13 protein-coding genes and 1 pseudogene are annotated in these 17,424 nt (G+C 67.3%); 3 read left to right on the plus strand and 11 right to left on the minus strand.

The window, feature by feature from the left end:
* Positions 1 to 45: 45 nt before the first annotated feature.
* On the minus strand, positions 46 to 3,270 hold the full coding sequence (locus OSH07_RS22970; RefSeq protein WP_266341045.1) for an autotransporter outer membrane beta-barrel domain-containing protein: 3,225 nt from the start codon (positions 3,268 to 3,270) through the stop codon (positions 46 to 48).
* A gap of 162 nt (positions 3,271 to 3,432) precedes the next feature.
* Entirely contained in the window at positions 3,433 to 4,899 is a 1,467-nt protein-coding gene (locus OSH07_RS22975) for an aminotransferase class V-fold PLP-dependent enzyme (RefSeq protein ID WP_266341046.1), read from the minus strand.
* Between the two features lie 160 nt (positions 4,900 to 5,059).
* On the opposite strand from OSH07_RS22975, the gene OSH07_RS22980 reads away from it, so the two are divergent.
* From OSH07_RS22980 to OSH07_RS22990, 3 genes and pseudogenes are all read left to right on the plus strand, one after another.
* On the plus strand, positions 5,060 to 5,536 hold the full coding sequence (locus OSH07_RS22980; RefSeq protein WP_420909674.1) for an Lrp/AsnC family transcriptional regulator: 477 nt from the start codon (positions 5,060 to 5,062) through the stop codon (positions 5,534 to 5,536).
* Positions 5,537 to 5,626: 90 nt separating this feature from the next.
* Positions 5,627 to 6,121 carry an Lrp/AsnC family transcriptional regulator gene (locus tag OSH07_RS22985; protein WP_266341048.1) on the plus strand — a complete coding sequence of 165 codons (495 nt, stop codon included), beginning with the start codon at positions 5,627 to 5,629 and terminating at the stop codon, positions 6,119 to 6,121.
* A gap of 133 nt (positions 6,122 to 6,254) precedes the next feature.
* Positions 6,255 to 7,322 (plus strand): annotated as a pseudogene (locus OSH07_RS22990) (saccharopine dehydrogenase family protein); the annotation flags it as partial.
* Positions 7,323 to 7,608: 286 nt separating this feature from the next.
* On the opposite strand, the gene OSH07_RS22995 reads toward OSH07_RS22990, so the two are convergent.
* The 9 genes from OSH07_RS22995 to xylB all read right to left on the minus strand — a co-directional run bounded on the left by OSH07_RS22995 (position 7,609) and on the right by xylB (position 17,422).
* Positions 7,609 to 8,331, minus strand: coding sequence for an iron-sulfur cluster assembly protein (locus tag OSH07_RS22995; protein WP_266341049.1), 723 nt, complete (start codon positions 8,329 to 8,331; stop codon positions 7,609 to 7,611).
* Positions 8,318 to 9,355, minus strand: a complete 1,038-nt coding sequence (locus OSH07_RS23000; protein ID WP_266341050.1) for an amidohydrolase family protein — start codon at positions 9,353 to 9,355, stop codon at positions 8,318 to 8,320. Before OSH07_RS23000 ends, OSH07_RS22995 begins: the two co-directional genes overlap by 14 nt.
* Positions 9,356 to 9,561: 206 nt before the next feature.
* Positions 9,562 to 10,575: an ABC transporter permease gene (locus OSH07_RS23005; protein WP_266341051.1), complete on the minus strand. Its 1,014-nt coding sequence runs from the start codon at positions 10,573 to 10,575 to the stop codon at positions 9,562 to 9,564.
* 57 nt (positions 10,576 to 10,632) lie between these two features.
* On the minus strand, positions 10,633 to 12,159 hold the full coding sequence (locus OSH07_RS23010; RefSeq protein ID WP_266341052.1) for a sugar ABC transporter ATP-binding protein: 1,527 nt from the start codon (positions 12,157 to 12,159) through the stop codon (positions 10,633 to 10,635).
* An 88-nt stretch (positions 12,160 to 12,247) separates the two neighbouring features.
* Complete coding sequence (locus OSH07_RS23015; RefSeq protein WP_266341053.1) at positions 12,248 to 13,336, minus strand: substrate-binding domain-containing protein; 1,089 nt, start codon at positions 13,334 to 13,336, stop codon at positions 12,248 to 12,250.
* Between the two features lie 260 nt (positions 13,337 to 13,596).
* Positions 13,597 to 14,301: a ribose 5-phosphate isomerase A gene (gene rpiA, locus OSH07_RS23020; RefSeq protein WP_266341054.1), complete on the minus strand. Its 705-nt coding sequence runs from the start codon at positions 14,299 to 14,301 to the stop codon at positions 13,597 to 13,599.
* 50 nt (positions 14,302 to 14,351) lie between these two features.
* Positions 14,352 to 15,194, minus strand: coding sequence for a MurR/RpiR family transcriptional regulator (locus tag OSH07_RS23025; protein WP_266341055.1), 843 nt, complete (start codon positions 15,192 to 15,194; stop codon positions 14,352 to 14,354).
* 10 nt (positions 15,195 to 15,204) lie between these two features.
* Positions 15,205 to 15,885, minus strand: coding sequence for an HAD-IA family hydrolase (locus tag OSH07_RS23030; RefSeq protein WP_266341056.1), 681 nt, complete (start codon positions 15,883 to 15,885; stop codon positions 15,205 to 15,207).
* Between the two features lie 13 nt (positions 15,886 to 15,898).
* Entirely contained in the window at positions 15,899 to 17,422 is a 1,524-nt protein-coding gene (gene xylB / locus OSH07_RS23035) for a xylulokinase (protein WP_266341057.1), read from the minus strand.
* Positions 17,423 to 17,424: the final 2 nt, after the last annotated feature.

Here is a 17,424-nt window from a genome sequence, read left to right on the forward strand (position 1 = left end):
GCACGTTTTCGTTCGCATGGAGCGTGTTTCTACAACCGGCTCTCGTCAGTACGAAACCTGCATGCCGAGTTGCACGGCGTGGCTGTCCTCGCCGGAGGAGAAGCGGCCGGCATAGTTCACGAAGCCGCTGGCGCCATAGGTCACGCCGAAATCGAAGCCGGCGTCGACGGTCGCGGCATCCCTGGCGAGGCCGACGCCGGCGATCTCGAACTTGTCGCTGCCGGCGAAGGCCATACCGATCGTCGGCGTGGCATCGGAGAGCGAGTGCGACCAGGCGACGGCGACGCGCGGCTTGATCCAGAGGCCGTTGTCCAGCGCGAAGCGATGGCTGGCGCGCAGGCCGAGCGTGGTGACACAGCCGGACAGGTCGCCGCCCGACGAACTCAGATCGGCGTCGCCGGCGCCATCCTCGGTGAAGCCGTCGAGATCGGTGCGGGCGCAGCCGAGCCCTGCCATCGGCTCGACTTCGCTGGCGCCGAAGCGCACGACATAGCCGAGCTCGGCGAAGGCCTGCGCCGTCCAGCCGTCATAGCTGCTCTTCGCCGTGCCGGAGAGCGAGGAGACGTTGATGTGCCGCTCGACGTCGAGCTGGTGCAGCGCCATGGCGACGCCGCCACGAACCCGCAGCGCGTCGTAGTTCCACTGGCCATAGCCGGCCAGGATGAAGGATTGCAGGTCGGCCGAGCTGTCGCGGTCGTCGAGCGAGATCTTGCCCTTGTCCATGCCGGCGGCGATGCCGACGCGAACATTCTCCGTGGTGCGGTCGATGCCGGCCATGACGCCGGCCGAATTGCGCGAGCCGCCGGCGGCATTGCCGTCGCCATCGAAATCCGAGCGCTGGCCATAGCCGCTCAGCCACGGCGTATAGCCCTCGACCCAGCCGGAATTGCGCATCCGGTTCAGCAGCGTCGTCCGCGTCTGCTCGCTTTGCGCCTGCAGCGTGCCGAGCGCGGTGGCGTGGATCTCGCCGGAGAGATTGTCGAAGGCTTGGCGCGCCGTCGCCACCTCGAGCGGCAGCACCGCGTCATAGACGGCATTGCCGGAGCCGAGCTGTTCCACCGCCCCGCCCGTCGCCTTCTGGTTCGGCGTCGCGCCGACCGAAGCGAAGGTGGTGTCGTTGCGATCGAGCGTCAGGCTGATCATCTGCGTCGTCTGGTCGAGCGTCGGATCGAGGAAGGCGTAGTCGGAAAGCGTATTGCCGAAGGTGCCGGTGATCGTGCCGGTCGCCGAGAGGATGGTGTAGGAGGTGCCGACCTGCAGGGGCACCGACGAGATCGCCAGCTTCAGCGTGCTGCCGTCGATATCGACGTCGCCCTCGACGGCGACCTGGCTCATGCCATTGGCCGTGACGGTGGTCGTCAGCGTCGCCGTCGCTTGCAGCGCGAGGTTGCCCTTGATGGTGATGGTGCCGGCGGGGTTGGCGGCATTGCCGCCGGAGAGGATGCCGGCCACCGTGGTGGCGCCGACCGTGCCGATGCCGGACAGCGTGCCATTGGCGCCGACGACAACCGAGGAATCCGCGATACTGCCATCGACCTGCAGCGTGCCGCCGGTGATCGTCGTCGTGCCCTGGTAGGTGTTGTCGGCGGTGAGCGCCAGGGTGCCGGAGCCAAACTTGTTCAGCCCGCCCTCGCCCGAGATCATGCCGGAAAACACCGTCGAGGTGCCGTCACCGCCAACCGAGAGCTCGCTCGTCGCCGCGTTCAGCGTCACCGCGCCGGCACCAGCCAGCGAGCCGATCGTCGCCTTGAAGCCGGCGAGATCCAGCGTAGCGCCGGCGGCGATAGTGAAAGCCGATTTTTCCGCCAGCGCGTCGTCGGCCGCCGCCTGCAGCGTGCCTTCCTGCACCTCGGTGCGGCCGGTATAGAGGCTGACGCCGCCGAGGCTGAGCGTGCCGGTGCCGACCTTGACCAGCGAACCGCCCGTGCCGCCGCCGATGCCGCCATCCTCGATGACGCCGTCGACGGTGGTCGAGAGATTGCCGCTGCCGACGGTCAGCACCTTGCCGCCGAGGCGGAAGGTGCCGGCGCCCTCGATCGTGCCGACCGAGATGCCGCTGGTGACCTGCGAGAAGTCGACCGTCGCGCCCTGGTCGGCGATCAGATAGGCGGTCCCGCCGGAAGCGTTGCCGGCGAAGGTGGTAAGCCCGCCGCCGCCCGTAGTGATCTTGGCCTCGCCGGCAGAGCTTGAACCGGAAAAGGCGAGCGTGCCGGCATTGTTGATCGTCGACTGCGCCGCCGTGCTGTCGCCGGAGAAGGCGATCGCCGAGCCGAGATTGTTGATCAGGTCGGAACTGCCGGCCGAGCTCGAGCCGGAGAACGATACCGAGCCGCTATTGCCGATGCGCGAACTGCCGGCCGTGCTGGTCTCGGTGAATACGATCGAGCCGCCTTCATTGTTGGCGACGAAGCCGGTGCCCGCGGTGCTGGAGCCCTTGAACGTCACCTGGCCGCTGTTCGAGAGCAGCGCCACGGCGTCGAGCGAGGCCTGCTCGGAGAAGATGATGGCGCCGGTGGCGTTGTTGGTCAGCGTCGCGATGCCGGCCCGGCTGCGGCCGGAGAAATTGACAATGCCGCTATTGTTGAGCGAGGCGCTCGAAAGCGTGCTAGCGTCGAGGAAATCGACCACGCCGGTGGTGTTGTTGGTGATCTCGGCCGCGTCGGCGCTGGAAGCGTCGGTGAATTCCATCTTGCCGTTGACGGTCAGCTTCGAGGTGCCGGCCGTGCTGTCATCGGCGAAGGTCAGCGTACCGCTGGCATTGGTGACGAAGGTGGCACCGCCGGCCGTCGAGGAACCGCTGAACAAAGTCGTGCCGTTGTTGGTCACCTTGGCCGTGCCGGCCGTCGCCGTGCCGCTGAAACCCAGCGAGGCGCCGCCATTGTTGACGATGGTCGAATTGCCGGCCGTGCTGTTGTCGCCGAAGGAGAGGCTGCCGGTGCCGTTGTTGGTCAGGATCGCGTCGGCGGCGGTGCTGTCGTCGTAGAAATAGCTCGAGCCGCCGGAATTGGTGATGATATTGGCCTGGTCGGCGGTGCTGGTGTCGTTGAAGCGGACGCTATCGCCGTCATTCGCGGTGATCTGCTCCGAGCCGGCCGATTCCGAGCCGTTGAACTCGCGGACGGAAGCCGCCTGCACCGAGACCGGCAGCGCGAGGCCGATCCAGAGCGGCGCGCAGCCGAGCGCCAGGCGGCGCAGGCGCGCCGCGCGGCGGGCGGCCGCAAGGCGATCCGCTGCATCCCGCCCTGAACTCTGATCTCGTCGCCCAACCATGTCGTCGCCCCGCATCGCTTCCCGGGACACGAACCGTCTCGAAACGGCATCCGGGCCCCCGACGATAGGTGACGCGAGACGACTTAAACTATGGTTAACAATTGGTTGCCCGTCCCCGCCGATCGACGCGCGGTGGACTTTTTCGGTTCGCGGGCGGCGCGGCTAGGCGGCGCGGACCGATCCGGCCGGCCGGAAGCGGGCCGTCGCCGCGTCCTCCCGATAGGCCGAGGCGGCGGACGGGTCGCGCGCCAGCGCATCGACGGAACGGATGATGAAATCCGCCTTGGCGTCGTCGAGCAGGAAGCTGAAATTCAGCCGCACCCAGCCCGGCTTCTCGATCTCGCGGCCGGCTGCGATCCCGGCGCGGATGGCGTCAGAGGCGTCCTCGTCGATGCCGAGCAGGCGATGCGCATAGGGCCCGGCGCAGGCGCAGCCGCCGCGGGCCTGGATGCCGAAGCCATCGCTCAGCATGCGGGTGAAGAGCTGGTGATGGACGAAGCCGCCCTTCCCGTCGCCGACCCGCATCGAGAAGATCGGCAGGCGCTGCGCCTTGTCGACGCCGAGCAGCTGCAGCCCCGGATTGCGCTCCCAGACGGCCAGCGCCCGCGCGTTCAGCTCGCGATGCCGGCGGTCGATGAAATCCTGGCCGATCGCGTCCTTGACCAGGAAGGCGAGCGCGGCGCGGATGTCGCCGATGACGTTCGGCGTCCCCGCCTCCTCGCGCGCGGCGAGATCCTGCACGTAGTCGTGCCGCCAGGGCGAGACGAAGCTGACGGTGCCGCCGCCGGGCCAGCTCGGCGCCTGCCGTTCGACGGCGGATTTCCGCACGACGAGAATGCCGGACGCGCCGGGTCCGCCGACGAACTTGTGCGGCGACAGCACGATCGCGTCCTTCTCCAGACCGGCCGCCGGCGCCATCCGCATCGCGAGATAGGGACCGCCGCCGGCATAGTCCCAGACCGCCAGCGCCCCATGGCGCTTCAGGATGGCGGTGACGGCGTCGGTGTCGGTCAGGATGCCGGTCACGTTGGAGGCGGCCGAGAAGGCGCCGATGCGCAGCCGCCTGTCGCCGGTCCGCGCCAACGCCGCCTCCAGCTCGGCGAGATCGGGGCCGCCCGCCGGCGCCTCGGCGATCTCGATCACCTCGGCGCCGCTCTCGCGCCAGGGCAGGATGTTGGAGTGATGCTCATACGGTCCGACCAGCACCAGCGGCGCCTCGCCGCGCCGCGCCGCCTCGGCGACGCCGAACAGGCTCACAAGCCGGTTGATCCCAGCGGTGGCGCCAGAGCCGGTGAAGATCACGGCGCAGCCCGCATCGGCGCCGACGAGACCCGCGATGACAGCACGCGCCTCGCGCCGCATCCGCGTCATCGCCGAACCGCAATAGGAGGCCTCGGTGTGGCTGTTGGCGTAGAAGGGCAGCACCTCTTCCATGACGAAGTTCTCGACCTGGCGCAGCGCCCGGCCCGAGGCGACGTAGTCGGCATAGACAAGCGGCTTCGGACCGAACGGGCCCTCGATAGGTCGCCCCTCGCCGATCAGCCCGGCGCGGAGGTCCCGCACCGGATCGTCCCCGGCGAGGCCGGCGCGGAAACGCGACAGCGGCGTCGCGCCGTCGACTTCAATCATGTTGCGATCGCCACTCATGTCCGCGTGCCTTCCTCGACTGGGGCGCCGTCGACGGCGAGGCGCCGGGCGGTCAGCGATCGCTACATTCCCACCTCTGGATCGCGGAATTACCATCGTCCTGATTGACTTTATCGACGCAGGTCTATCATTTGATCGAATGATGAAGCCAAAATTCGATCATATGGACTTGCGCATCCTGCGCGCCCTGCAGAACGACTCATCGCTGTCGCAGCGCGAGCTGGCGGAGACGGTCAACCTCTCGCAGAACGCCTGCTGGCGCCGCCTGCAGGCGATCCACCAGTCCGGCGTGATCCAGGGCTATTCGGTCCGGCTCAATCGCGCCGCGGTCGACCTCGACGTCGTGGTGTTCGTCATGATCCGCACCCGCCACCACTCCAAGGCGTGGCTGGAGACCTTCCGCCAGCATGTGCGCTCGATGCCTGAAGTGATCGACTTCTACCGGATCGGCGGCGACTACGACTACATGCTGAAGATCGTGACGCGTGACCTCGCGAGCTATGACCGCACCTACCAGCGCCTGATCGAGAAGGTCGAGCTCGACACCGTCACCTCCTATTTCGCCATGGAGGCGATCGAGGAGCAGCGGCCGCTGCCGATCCGCGACACCGGCGGCTAGCAGGCGGGACACCCGCGCCGATTGACGATGGCCGGCGCGGGGCTATCAATTGGCGCAGCGGGCGCGACGACCAGGGAGGGTGACGAGCCGATGGATACGCCCGACAGCGGCAAGCCTGCGGCCACCGAAGCCCGCACGCGGGAAAGGAAGGCGACACTCGACGGCATCGATCGCAAGCTGATCGCGCTGCTGCAGGAGAATGCGCGCGCCTCCATCTCCGACCTGGCGCGCCAGCTGAAGCTCGGCCGCACCACCGTGCACGAACGGATCGCCAAGCTGGAAGCGAACGGCGTCATCCTCGGCTATTCGACCATTCTCTCGCGCGATCCCGGCGCACCGACGAGCCGGGCGATCGTCATGCTCAGCCTGGTGCAGCGCATGCAGTCGGCCGTGATGGAGCGGTTGCGGCGCCTGCCCGAGGTGCTGACCTGCCACACGGTGAGCGGCGATTTCGACCTCGCCCTGATGATCGAGGCGCCGCAGATGGACGATCTCGACGCTGTGCTCGACGAGATCATCAACCTGCCCGGCGTCGAGCGATGCCGAAGCTCGATCATCATGACCACCAATTTCGACAAGGCCTGACAAGCCCGCCCGTCATTTCGTCGCCGCGGCCGTCATTTCGTCGGATCGGGACCTAGGAAAGCGCAGTTTCGACGCTGGCGGCCGCATGACGTGAACGGAACAATCGGCTCCGAGGATCAGGGGAGCCGCCGCCATGAAGACAATCACCGTCGTCGGAGCTGGAAAGATCGGCAGCACGATCGCCGCCATGCTGGCGGAGACGAGCGACTATCGGGTCGAACTGGTCGATCGCAGCGAAGCGAGCCTCGATGGGTTGCCGGCGCGCCTGGGCGTGACCCATCACGTCGTCGATGTAACCGCCAGGGGTGCGCTCGCCGACATGCTGGCGGGCTCCTTCGCCGTCATCAGTGCCCTGCCCTTCCATCTGACGACCGCCGTTGCCTCGGCCGCGATCGACGCGGGCGTGCACTATCTCGACCTGACCGAGGACGTCGCCAGCACCCGGTTCGTGAAGAGCATGGCGGCGAATGCCAAAGCGGCGCTCATCCCGCAATGCGGCCTCGCGCCCGGCTTCATCTCGATCGTCGCCAGCGACATTGCCAGCCGTTTCGACAGCCTCGACAGCATCCGCATGCGGGTCGGCGCGCTGCCGCAGTTTCCCTCCAACGGACTCAACTACAGCCTGACCTGGAGCACGGACGGCGTCATCAACGAGTATTGCGAGCCCTGCGAGGCGATCGCCAATGGCCGCCTCGTCTCGGTGCCGCCGCTGGAAGAACGCGAGGAATTCTCGCTCGACGGTGTGCTCTACGAGGCGTTCAACACATCGGGCGGTCTCGGCACGCTTTGCGAGACGCTGGCAGGCAAGGTGCGACGCCTCAACTACAAGACCGTGCGCTATCCCGGCCATGCCGCGATCATGAAGGTGCTGCTCGACGACCTCCGCCTCGGCGCCCGGCGCGAATTGCTGAAGGACATCCTCGAGCAGGCGCTGCCCACGACCCGTCAGGACGTCGTCGTCGTCTTCGTCACGGTCAGCGGCATGAAGGGAGGCCGGCTGGTCGAGGAGATCTACGCCAAGAAGATCTACAGCCACGCCGAATGCAGCGCCATCCAGTTGACGACCGCCTCGGCGGCCTGCGCCGTGCTCGACCTGCTCGCCTCCGGACAATCACCGCAGCGCGGCCTGGTCCGGCAGGAGGAAATCCCGATGGCGGCGTTCCTCGCCAACCGCTTCGGCGCAATCTACCGGCCGGACGAATCCGGCTCCAGCAACGGCCAGGGGAGGCAGGAAAAGACGGCAGAGCCGCATCCTGCCGAAGGCGCCCGCCGCCCGAACAAGGCGGCGGGCCTCCTGCCCGCCTAAGGCGAAAAGCTGGAACCATTGCGTTGCTGCGGGGTTGGCCTTGCGGATGCGGCGCGCGTCAACCGGACGTGGCGGCATGGGGAACAGGGTGGTTTTTCCGGTTTCCCGCCCTGACCAACGCAACGGTAGTCGAGCCCCTGTCCCGCCCGCGCCGCATCCCCCGCGTCCCAGCGCGTCCGCGTCAACCAGGATTGGCGGCGGCGAGCACGCGGCAATGCTCGGCATTGGCGGCAAGGGTGACCGCCGTTCCCCGGAGTTCGCGTAAGTGCGCCGGCCACTGCGCCGGGTCGACCGGTTCGCCATGCGCGGCGACGAAGGCGGCCTCGCCCGGCAGTTTGCGGCGCAGCGCCAGATAGCGCGCCACCGGCTCGGCCAGGGAGCGCTCTTCCCGTGCCATCCGCTCCAGCTCGGCAATGCTCCACATCGCCGGCGGCGGCAGGTTCCCACCCTTGGGCAGGATATCGAGAACGGCATGCTGGCGCGCCAGAAATGCCTTGTCGAGGAAGGTATGGCGCAGGCCGTCCAGCTCGCCCTCGGCCTTCTGCGGAAATGCCTCGACGAAGGAGAGATCCTGCGCCACCGCCTCGTTGATCCGCCGCGCGGCGAAGTGCTCGCGCAGCACGACCTTGGCCGAGCCTACCCAGGGCAAGGCCGCGACGGCCGCCTTGATGTCGACGGCCATCAGGAAGGCGAAATTCGCCGCGCACCATTGCGTCGGCAGTTGGAACGCCACCGCGACCGATCCGCCGTCGATCTCGATCGACCGGATGAAACCCATCGCCGTGACGGTTTCGTCCAGCTCGGGATCGCGGATCGCCTCCAGGGCGCCATGCACCTCGGCAATCCGCGCGGCGGTCAGCGCGTCCGGCAGAGGAGCAAGCGGCGCACCCTCACTCGGCCGCATGACGCGACGCCTCGGCGGCCGGCAGGTCGACCGGCGGCAGGTTCATCAGCGCGTCGACGTCGAGGCCGTAGAGCCTGGCGGCGTTGAGACCGAGGATCTTGCGCTTGGCTTCGAGATCGAGCGCATGGCCGGCCTCTGTCGTGTCCTCGTCGTCGAGCTCGAACGCCATGAACGCCTCGATGATCCAGTCCGGGCTGGTGATGGCGTAGTCGGAGCCGAAGATCAGCCGGTCCGGGCCGACGCCCCAGAGCAGCTCGATCAGCATCGCCTTGAAGTGGCGCGGCCGGGCGCGGATGAACGAGGTGACCAGCGCCAGCCCGCCATAGACATTCGGCTCCTGCCCGGCGACGGCGCAGAAATCGTCGATGCGCGGCATACCGCAATGATCGACGACGAATTTCAGGTCCGGGAACGAGGTGGCGACCTGGTCGACGTCGCGCACGTCGAAGGCGTCATAGTCGAGGGGATGCGTCGTCGGCCCCTTGTGGACGTGCACGATGTCGATGCCGAGCTCGCGGCACTTCTCCAGATAGGGCCTCACGAAATCATCGGAGAGGCGATAGCCGCGCGAGATGCCGTTCCATTCGCCCGTATAGAGCTTGACGCCCTTGAAGCCGAAGCGATCGTGGTCGCTTTCAAGCCGCGCCAGCCCGCGAGCCCCCTCGCGCGGATCGATCCGGCCGTTCAGCACGACGCGCTCCGGGCAAAGCGCCTTCAGCTCGCTGCACTGGTCTGTGGTGTTGAAGCCGTCCTTGTAGAAATCGCGGAGATCGACGGGGAGCATGATGGCGGCGTCGCAATAGCCGTCGACGAACAGATCGCGCGCCGCCTTTTCAGCGCCGTAATAGCGAAACTGCTCCTGCGACCAGCGCTTGTCGGTCGGCGTGAAGCCGACATGGCCGCTCCAGAACGTATCGATGAAGGTTCGGCCATAATCGTTGCGCCAGTTCGACGGCCGCCCATCCCAGAGATGAGTGTGGCCATCGACGACAAGAACGCGCTCACCCTCCGGCGTGACAAACATCTATCCCTCCCTCGAATCCTCCTGGCAGAGACCTGGCCGCGCGACACCGATTATACGAGCCGGCATCCCGACGACACGCTGCCCATCGCGCCTTCCTGGTCTATCCCGGGCCCGGTCAAGTCGAGAAGCGGTCCAGCGATGCTGCACTGCTTCCCGAATTCTGTCGCACTGCGAATTGCCGCGAGGGGCGAACCCGCGATGCTTCCTCAGCTGAAGTATCGGACGCGGATGGCGTCGATGGCAACCGCGATGAAGATCATCACGCCGCCGATCATGCCGACATAGAAGGACGGCACCGAGATGATGGCGAGACCGACCTGGATGATGGTCAGGAGCAGCACGCCGCCCAGCACGCCGACGACATTGCCGCGACCGCCGAACACGCTGACGCCGCCGATGATCGGCGCGGCGATGGCATAGAGCAGGTAGCTAGAACCCTGGTTCGAAGTGATCGCCATCTGCCACGACGCCAGCAGGAAACCGGCGCAGCCGGCGAGGAAGCCCGCCAGCGTGTAGGTCAGGATCTTGACCCGGTCGACGCGGATGCCGGCGGAATTCGAGGCGACCGGATTGCCGCCGACGGCATAGACGCGGCGGCCGAACACGGTGCGGGTCAGGAGGATGCCGACGCCGACCAGCGCGACCACGAAGATGAACGGCATGATCGGCCAGCCACCGATCGTCGCCTGGCCGATCCAGACATAGCCGTCGGAAAGGTTGGTGATGGTGCGGCCCTGGGTGAGCGCCAGCAGCGCGCCCTGCAGGATGATCATCATCGCCAGCGTCTGGATCAGCGACACCATCTTCAGCTTGGTGATGCAGAGCCCGTTGAAGAAGCCGATGAAGGTGGCGACGCCGACGCCGACCAGCATGCCCGGGAACCAGGGCAGGCCCCAGTCGGAATAGGCCATGGCGCCGATCGCCGAGGAGAAGCCGAGATTGGCCGGCAGCGACAGGTCGATCTCGGCGACGAGCAGCGGCAGCGCCACCGCCAGCCCCAGCATGCCGAGCACGGTGGCCTGCACCATGATGTTCTGCATGTTGTTGACGGTGAAGAAGAACTGGTTGAACAGGCCGAAGATCACGACCAGCGCGATCAGCCAGATCCAGACGACGTTGTGCAGCACCCAGCCGAGAACGGAACGGCCGCCCTTCCCGGCGGTCGGGGCGGCGCCGGCGGGGCTCGCGGTCTTGGCGGCAACGGTCATCGTGCGGCTCATCTTGTCCTCGTTGTCATCATGGCGTCCGGGGCGCCCGGCCCGGGTTCCAGCGGAACCCTAGGCCGGCTCGAGGCCACGGAGCCGGTCATTGGTTATCTCGGCGCCCGTCAGCTCGCGGGCGATGGCGCCGTTCTCGAAGATGCAGACGCGATCGGCGGCGCGGGTGATCTCGTCGGTGTCGGTCGAGACGATGATCACGGCGACGCCGGTCCGGCTCAGTTCGTCGACAATCCGGAGCACGTCCTGCTTGACGCCGACATCGATGCCGCGCGTCGGTTCGTCCAGGATCAGCACGCGCGGGCCGGTAGCGAGCACGCGGCCGAGGCAGACCTTCTGCTGGTTGCCGCCGGAAAGCGTGTCGACGGCGACGGCGGCGGAAGCGGCCTTGATGCCCATGGCGGCGAAATAGCGGTCGGAAAGCCGCAGCTCGGCGTCCCTGCTCAGGAAGCCGGAGCGGGCGACCGAGGCGAGCGAGGACAGCGAGATGTTGGCGCCGATCGACATCTGGCCGATGGCGCCGTCGCGGCGGCGGTCGTCCGAGAGGAAGGCGATGCCCGCCTCGAAGGCGTCGCGCGGATGGGTCGGCAGGCCCTGCGGCGCGCTGCCGTCGGCGAAGCGGATCGTGCCGGATTGCACCGGCGTCAGGCCGAAGATGCAGCGCGCCAGTTCCTTGGCGCCGGCGCCGGGCAGGCCGGTGAAGCCGACCACCTCGCCGGGGCGGATGTCGAGCGCCGGCACGCGCACGCTCGGCCCGACGACGTCGCGCAACTGCACCGCCGGCGCGTCCTCTGCAAAGGTGCGGCGCTCGCGCTGGAACAGCACCAGGCCGCGCCCGAGCACCAGTTCCGAGAGCTGCGCCGAGGTCAGGCTGCCGACATCCTCGGATCCGCCGGCCAGCACGCCGTCGCGCAGCACCGAGACGGCGTCGCAGATGTCGAGGATCTCGTCATTGTAGTGCGAGATGAAGATGAAGGTGACGCCGTCCGCCTTGAGCCGGCGCATGAAATCGAACAATTGCTGGCGGTCCTCGACGGTCAGCGCCGCCGTCGGCTCGTCGAGGATGATGACCTTGCCGCCGCTGAACATGGCGCGGAGGATGTTGAGCTTTCGGCGCGCCACGGCGTCGAGCTTGCCGGCCGGCGTGTCGAGATCGATGCCGGTGCCGGCCAGCATGCGCGCCGCGTCCTGGCGCAGCTTGCGCCAGTTCACGAAGCCGAAGCGGCGCGGCCAGATCCCCAGCATCAGGTTCTCGGCCGCGGAGAGGTGATCGATGATCATCGGCTCCTGGGTGACCAGGAAGACGCCGGCCTCCTCCATCGACGGCACGTCGGCATGAGCGAGCGCGACGCCGTCGAGATAGAGCGTGCCCGTCGTCGGCTGTCGCTGGCCGGAGATGATGCCGACCAGCGTGCTCTTGCCGGCGCCATTCTCGCCCAGCAGGCCATGGATCGAGCCGCGCCGGATGGCGAGGCTGACATCGCGCAGCGCCACCGCGCCGCCATAGGCCTTGCTGATGTTCTCGACCCGCAGAACATGGTCGTTCGCGGCCTGCGATCCCGCTGTCATCGGCACGGTCAAGCGCATCTCCTGTCAAAAACGGAACGGCCGCGCAGCGAGCGCGGCTGAAACAGAAGCTGGCGTCGCGCCCGAGGAGCGCGACGCCATGGCCCGACTATGTATAGGGGATCTTCCACTCGATTTCGGCAATCGCGCCCCAGTGGCGCGGATCGGCCGAATTGGACTGGTCGATGACGAAGGGCGGGATGATCAGCGTCGGGCCGGTCTTGCCGGCGACGATCTCGCCCTTCTCCCAGAAGTACTTCTTGTTCTCGTACGGGCCGATCGGAACGGCCTCTTTCTTCATCGCATACTTGCCGAGCATCTCGACCGCGATCTGGCCGTAGGCGATCGGATCCTGCGAGACGCAGGCATCCATGAAGCCGTCCTGGATCCACTTCAGCGCCACCGGCTCGCCGTCGATGTTGACGAAGATGACGTGGCCTTCCTCGCCGACCTTCTTCCAGCGGCCCTTCTGCTGCAGCGCCGTGACGATGCCGCGCGAGGGCGAGTCGGACGGGGCGTGGACGGCGTCGAGATCCGGGAATTCCGACAGCGTCGAGAGCGTCACGGCCAGCATCTGGTCGAGCGCGCCTTCGGTCGGACGGGCGAGATACTTGATCTCCGGATACTTGGCGAACTCGGCGTCCATGCCTTCCTTGCGCAGGCGCCACGCCACGCTCTGCAGCGCGCCGAAGCAGTTCAGCACCGTGCCCTTCGGGCTGCCATACTTGGCGGTCAGGCGCTTGATGATCTCCTGGGCCGCCATCTGGCCGCCGAGGTAGTTGTCGAAGGAAACGGTGATCGCCACGTCGCCGCCATCCGCGGGGGTGTCGATGATGCCGACCGGGATGCCCTTCTGGTTATACCGGCGGATGGCGGAGACGATCGCCTGGCTGTCGATCGGGTCGCTGATGATGGCGGAGGGGTCGGAGAGCATCAGGCTCTGCCACTGCTCCAGCTGGCGGGTATTGTCGAAATTGGCGTTGGTCGCCTGGAATTCCCAGGAATTCGCCTGCACCGCCCGCTTCACCGCCTCCTCCTGGATGACGAAGAAGTAGTAGTCGAGGCTCTTGTTGCTGTAGGGGACGAAGACGCGGTCGGCCGCGAAAGCACTGTTGCTCCCGCCCACCATGGCTCCGACACCGAGGGCCGCGCCCGCCTTGAGCAGGCCGCGGCGGCTGAGGTTGTTCACATTTGTCACTCAATCCTCCCATGTCCCGTCGGCTCCCTGTTCCCTGCCGACCGGTCTATATCTAGTTTCACTACATGACGATGAACTGTCAATGGCACGGCGGCGGATAGACACCGTCGCGCAAGGGGATTTTTCTAGTCAAATACTTGATTTGAATGCCAAATTTATAGAACTTCCGGACAAGCGGAAACCCTTGCCGCCCCGCTGGAGCGAGGCGGCGCCGTTGACGTAGCGATGTCGTGGCCCTGCAGGATTTTTGTTTTACTACATCACCGCATGGCCACATAGGCAGTGCCGTCGAAGCAGCCGACGACCATGCCCTGCGATTCCCGCGTGAACAGGCCGTTCTCGACGACGCCAGGAATCTGGTTCAGCTCGATCTCCAGCCGCTCCGGCTCGGGAATCGCGGCGCAGCGGCAGTCGAGGATGAAGTTCCCGCTGTCGGTGACGACCGGCTGGCCGTCGCGCATCCGCCGCACGATCACGACGTCGGCGATGCCGTGCTCGGCGAGCAGCCGCGACACCATGCGCTCGGTCTGCTTCCAGGCGAACTGCACCACCTCGACCGGCAGCGGGAAGCCGCCGAGCTGGTCGACGATCTTGGTCTCGTCGCAGATGGTGATCATCCGCTTCGAGGCATGGGCGACGATCTTCTCCCAGAGCAGGCAGGCGCCGCCGCCCTTGATCATGCGGAACTGGCGGTCGATCTCGTCGGGACCGTCGACGGTCAGGTCGAGCTCGCCGATGTCGTTCGGGTCGGTGATCTTGATGCCGACTTCGCGGGCGACGTCGTTGGTGGCGCGCGACGTGGTCGTGCAGGTCACCTTGAGGCCGGCGGCGACATGCTTGCCGAGCTCGCGCACGAAGAAGTGCGACGTCGTGCCGGAGCCGAGTCCGAGCTTCATGCCGTCGCGCACGAATTCCTCGATCACCTTGCGGCCGGCAACCTTCTTGGCCTCATCCTGTGCGGTCATGTCCTGTCCTCGGTATGAAATCTATCGGTGCGGCGCGCCGGCGGCCCGGCTCAGATCTTGTCGGTCTGCCAGGAATCGAGCGCCGGAAGCTGATCCGGGAATTCGCTGCCGCTGGTCACGGCGATGGAGGTGACCAGCATGTTGATCACCAGGTGATGGTTGAGCCGCGAGGCGAGCGGCGTCAGCAGCTCGGTGCGGTCATAGGGCGTCACGGCGATCAGCACGTCGGAGACGCGCGCGAGCGGGCTTTCCGCTGCCGTGATCGAGACGACGCGGGCGCCGCCGGTGCGGGCCGCGATGGCGAGCTCGATCATCTGCTTGGTATGGCCGGACTGCGAGAAGATCAGCGCCACCTCGTTGGGCCGCGAGGCTTCCGCGTGCAGCCACTGCTTGGTGCGGCCCATGACGGCGGCGCAGCGCATGCCGAGGCGCTGGAACTTGTGCTCGGCGTCCACCGCCGTCACCTCGGAAATGCCGGTCGCATAGATGCCGACCCAGCTCGCCGCCTGCAGCAGCTTGGCGCCTTCCTCGATCTGCGCCGGCAGCAGGTCCTCCAGCGCGCGCTGGATCGCGTTCAGCGAATTGCGCGCCGTCTTGCGGACGATGTTCTCGATCGAGTCGCCCGGCACGATCTGCTCATAGGCGAACGGCGCCGACGGCACGAGGCTCTGCGCCAGGTTGAGCTTGAAATCCTGGTAGCCTTCGAAGCCGAAGCGCCGGCAGAAGCGCATCACGGTCGGGTCGCTGACGTCGCATTCCTGCGACAGCCGCGCCATGCTCATGTGGATGACCTGGCCCGGATGCGCCTTGACGAAATCGCCGAGCCGCTGCTCGGCCGGGCCCATCCGGTCGTGCTCCTGGAGGATGCGCTGCAGCAGGCTGTTGGTCGACATCGGGGCTCCCTCAGATCGCCTGTTGGACCGGCCTATAGGCCATGAGATCGAGCAGCCGTTCCAGTCGCTGCCCGGGCTCCGTCGAAACCAGCTTGCCGCCGCCCCAGGGAACGACGAAGAACGGAGCGTTCGCGGCGACGGCCGTCGCCTGGTCGACCCCCGTGTCGCCGACATAGGCCCAGCCGCCATCGGCAAGCTGCATCCGCTTCGCCACCGCCAGCAGGTGGCCCGGGTCCGGCTTGCAGGCCGGCACCGCATCGGCGCCGAGTACGGCGTCGAACAGCGGCGCGATGCCGAGCAGGTCGAGCACGCGAAGCGTCAGCGCATGCGGCTTGTTGGTGCAGATGCCGAGCCGGAATCCGGCCTGCCTCAGCGCCGCCAGATCCTCGCGGACATGGCTGTAGAACTTCGTCAGCCGGGCCGGCGCCTCGCCGTAATGGGCGAGATAGGCGGCGTGCGCGGCGCGGATGGTCGCGTCGTCGCTCGGCAGGCCGAGCTCGGTGAGCATGTCGAGCAGCAGCCGGCGCGGGCCATTGCCGATGAAGCGCTCGACGAATTCCGTCTCCTGCTCCGGCCAGCCGCGCGAGCGCAGATAGGCGTTGACCGCCGCGGCGATGTCCGGCGCGCTGTCGATCAGCGTGCCGTCGAGGTCGAAGATAAGCGCCCCGTAGGTGGCGAGCGGCTTGGTCATGTCAGTCTCTCAGTCACGCGTCGAGCCTCGCCTCGGCGATCGCCGCGAAGCTCTGCGACAATGCCGGATAGAGGCCTTCGAAGATGGCGAAGGCCCGGCGCAGCGTGTCGCCGGTTTCGCGGTCGGGAAGCTGGCGCGTCAGCGGCCGGCAGAGCGCCGTCGCCGTCTTCGCGTCGGGCCAGATGCCGGTGCCGACGCCGGCGACCAGCGCCGCGCCGAACGCGCCCCCCTCGGCCGCGCCCTCGGTGGTGACCACCTCGCAGTCGAACAGGTCGGCCTGCATCTGCCGCCACAGCGCCGAGCGGGCGCCGCCGCCCGACGCCTTGATGACGCTATGCTGCATGCCGATCCGCTGCATCAGGCCATGAATGTCTCGGAGCGCATGGGTGACGCCCTCCATGACACTGCGCGCCATGTCGCCGCCATCATGCCGGGCGGTCAGGCCGACAAAGGCACCGCGCGCGATCGGGTCCGGATGCGGGCAGCGCTCACCATAGAGATAGGGCAGGAAGAACAGGCCCTTCGCGCCGGCGGGGCTCGCCGCCGCCCGCGCAACGATCTCGTCGAAGGAGGGCTTTTCCGCCCCCTGCCCGAGCGAACCCATCGCATCGCGGAACCACGACATCGCGCCGCCGGCATTGAGCGAGACGCCCATGCAGTGCCAGCTATCCGGCGCGACATTGCAGAACACCTGCAGCCGGCCGTCGGGGTTGTCCTCCGGCGCTTCGAGCGCGCTGGCGACGATGCCGGCCGTGCCGATGGTCGTCTGCAGCTCGCCCGGCATCATCACGCCGGAACCGAGCGTCTGGATGACGCTGTCGCCGCCACCGCCGACCACGGGAATGCCTTCCGGCAGGCCGAACAGCGCCGCGCCCGACTGGTTCACCCGCCCGGTGACCACCTGCGATTCATGGCAGGCCGGCAGCAGCGCCGGGTCGATGTCGAGCCGGTCGAGCAGCGGCGCGGACCAGGCCCGCCTGCGGACGTCGAACAGGCCGGTGCCGGAAGCATCCGATACCTCGGTGGCGAGCTCGCCGGTCAGCACGAAACGCAGATAGTCCTTCGGGTTCACGACATGGCGGAGCTTCGCATAAAGCTCCGGCTCATGATGGCGCATCCAGAGGATCTTGCCGCCGGTATAGCCGACCAGCATGCGGTTGTTGGTGAAACCGAGCAGCGCCTCGAGGCCGCCCGCCTTCTCCGTGATCTCGTCGCATTCGGCGCCGTTGCGCTGGTCGTTCCAGAGCAGCGCCGGCCGCAGCACGCGATGCGCCTCGTCGAGTGGTGTCAGGCCGTGCATCTGGCCGGAAAGGCCGATAGCGGCGATCTCGACGTCGCCCCTTTCCACCAGCACGCTGGCGACCGACTGCCGCGCGCCCTCGATCCAGAGCGCCGGATCCTGCTCGGTCCAGCCGGGACGCGGCTGCGACAAGCCGTAGGTCGCCGTCGAACTGGCCAGCACCGAGCCGTCGGCGTCGATCAGGAGCGCCTTGCAGCCGGACGTGCCGATATCGATGCCGAGAAGCGCCGTCGTCATCG

Source organism: Kaistia nematophila (genome assembly GCF_026343855.1).
GTDB classification, from domain to species: domain Bacteria; phylum Pseudomonadota; class Alphaproteobacteria; order Rhizobiales; family Kaistiaceae; genus Kaistia; species Kaistia nematophila.

Excerpts from the sequence above, each read along its gene's own strand:
- rpiA (WP_266341054.1), bottom strand. The coding sequence starts at position 14,301 with ATGACCGCACAGGATGAGGCCAAGAAGGTTGCCGGCCGCAAGGTGATC.
- OSH07_RS22975 (WP_266341046.1), bottom strand. The coding sequence starts at position 4,899 with ATGATTGAAGTCGACGGCGCGACGCCGCTGTCGCGTTTCCGCGCCGGC.
- OSH07_RS23025 (WP_266341055.1), bottom strand. The coding sequence starts at position 15,194 with ATGTCGACCAACAGCCTGCTGCAGCGCATCCTCCAGGAGCACGACCGG.
- OSH07_RS22980 (WP_420909674.1), top strand. The coding sequence starts at position 5,060 with ATGAAGCCAAAATTCGATCATATGGACTTGCGCATCCTGCGCGCCCTG.
- OSH07_RS23030 (WP_266341056.1), bottom strand. The coding sequence starts at position 15,885 with ATGACCAAGCCGCTCGCCACCTACGGGGCGCTTATCTTCGACCTCGAC.
- xylB (WP_266341057.1), bottom strand. The coding sequence starts at position 17,422 with ATGACGACGGCGCTTCTCGGCATCGATATCGGCACGTCCGGCTGCAAG.
- OSH07_RS22995 (WP_266341049.1), bottom strand. The coding sequence starts at position 8,331 with ATGCGGCCGAGTGAGGGTGCGCCGCTTGCTCCTCTGCCGGACGCGCTG.
- OSH07_RS22970 (WP_266341045.1), bottom strand. The coding sequence starts at position 3,270 with ATGGTTGGGCGACGAGATCAGAGTTCAGGGCGGGATGCAGCGGATCGC.
- OSH07_RS23005 (WP_266341051.1), bottom strand. The coding sequence starts at position 10,575 with ATGAGCCGCACGATGACCGTTGCCGCCAAGACCGCGAGCCCCGCCGGC.
- OSH07_RS23010 (WP_266341052.1), bottom strand. The coding sequence starts at position 12,159 with ATGCGCTTGACCGTGCCGATGACAGCGGGATCGCAGGCCGCGAACGAC.
- OSH07_RS23000 (WP_266341050.1), bottom strand. The coding sequence starts at position 9,355 with ATGTTTGTCACGCCGGAGGGTGAGCGCGTTCTTGTCGTCGATGGCCAC.
- OSH07_RS22985 (WP_266341048.1), top strand. The coding sequence starts at position 5,627 with ATGGATACGCCCGACAGCGGCAAGCCTGCGGCCACCGAAGCCCGCACG.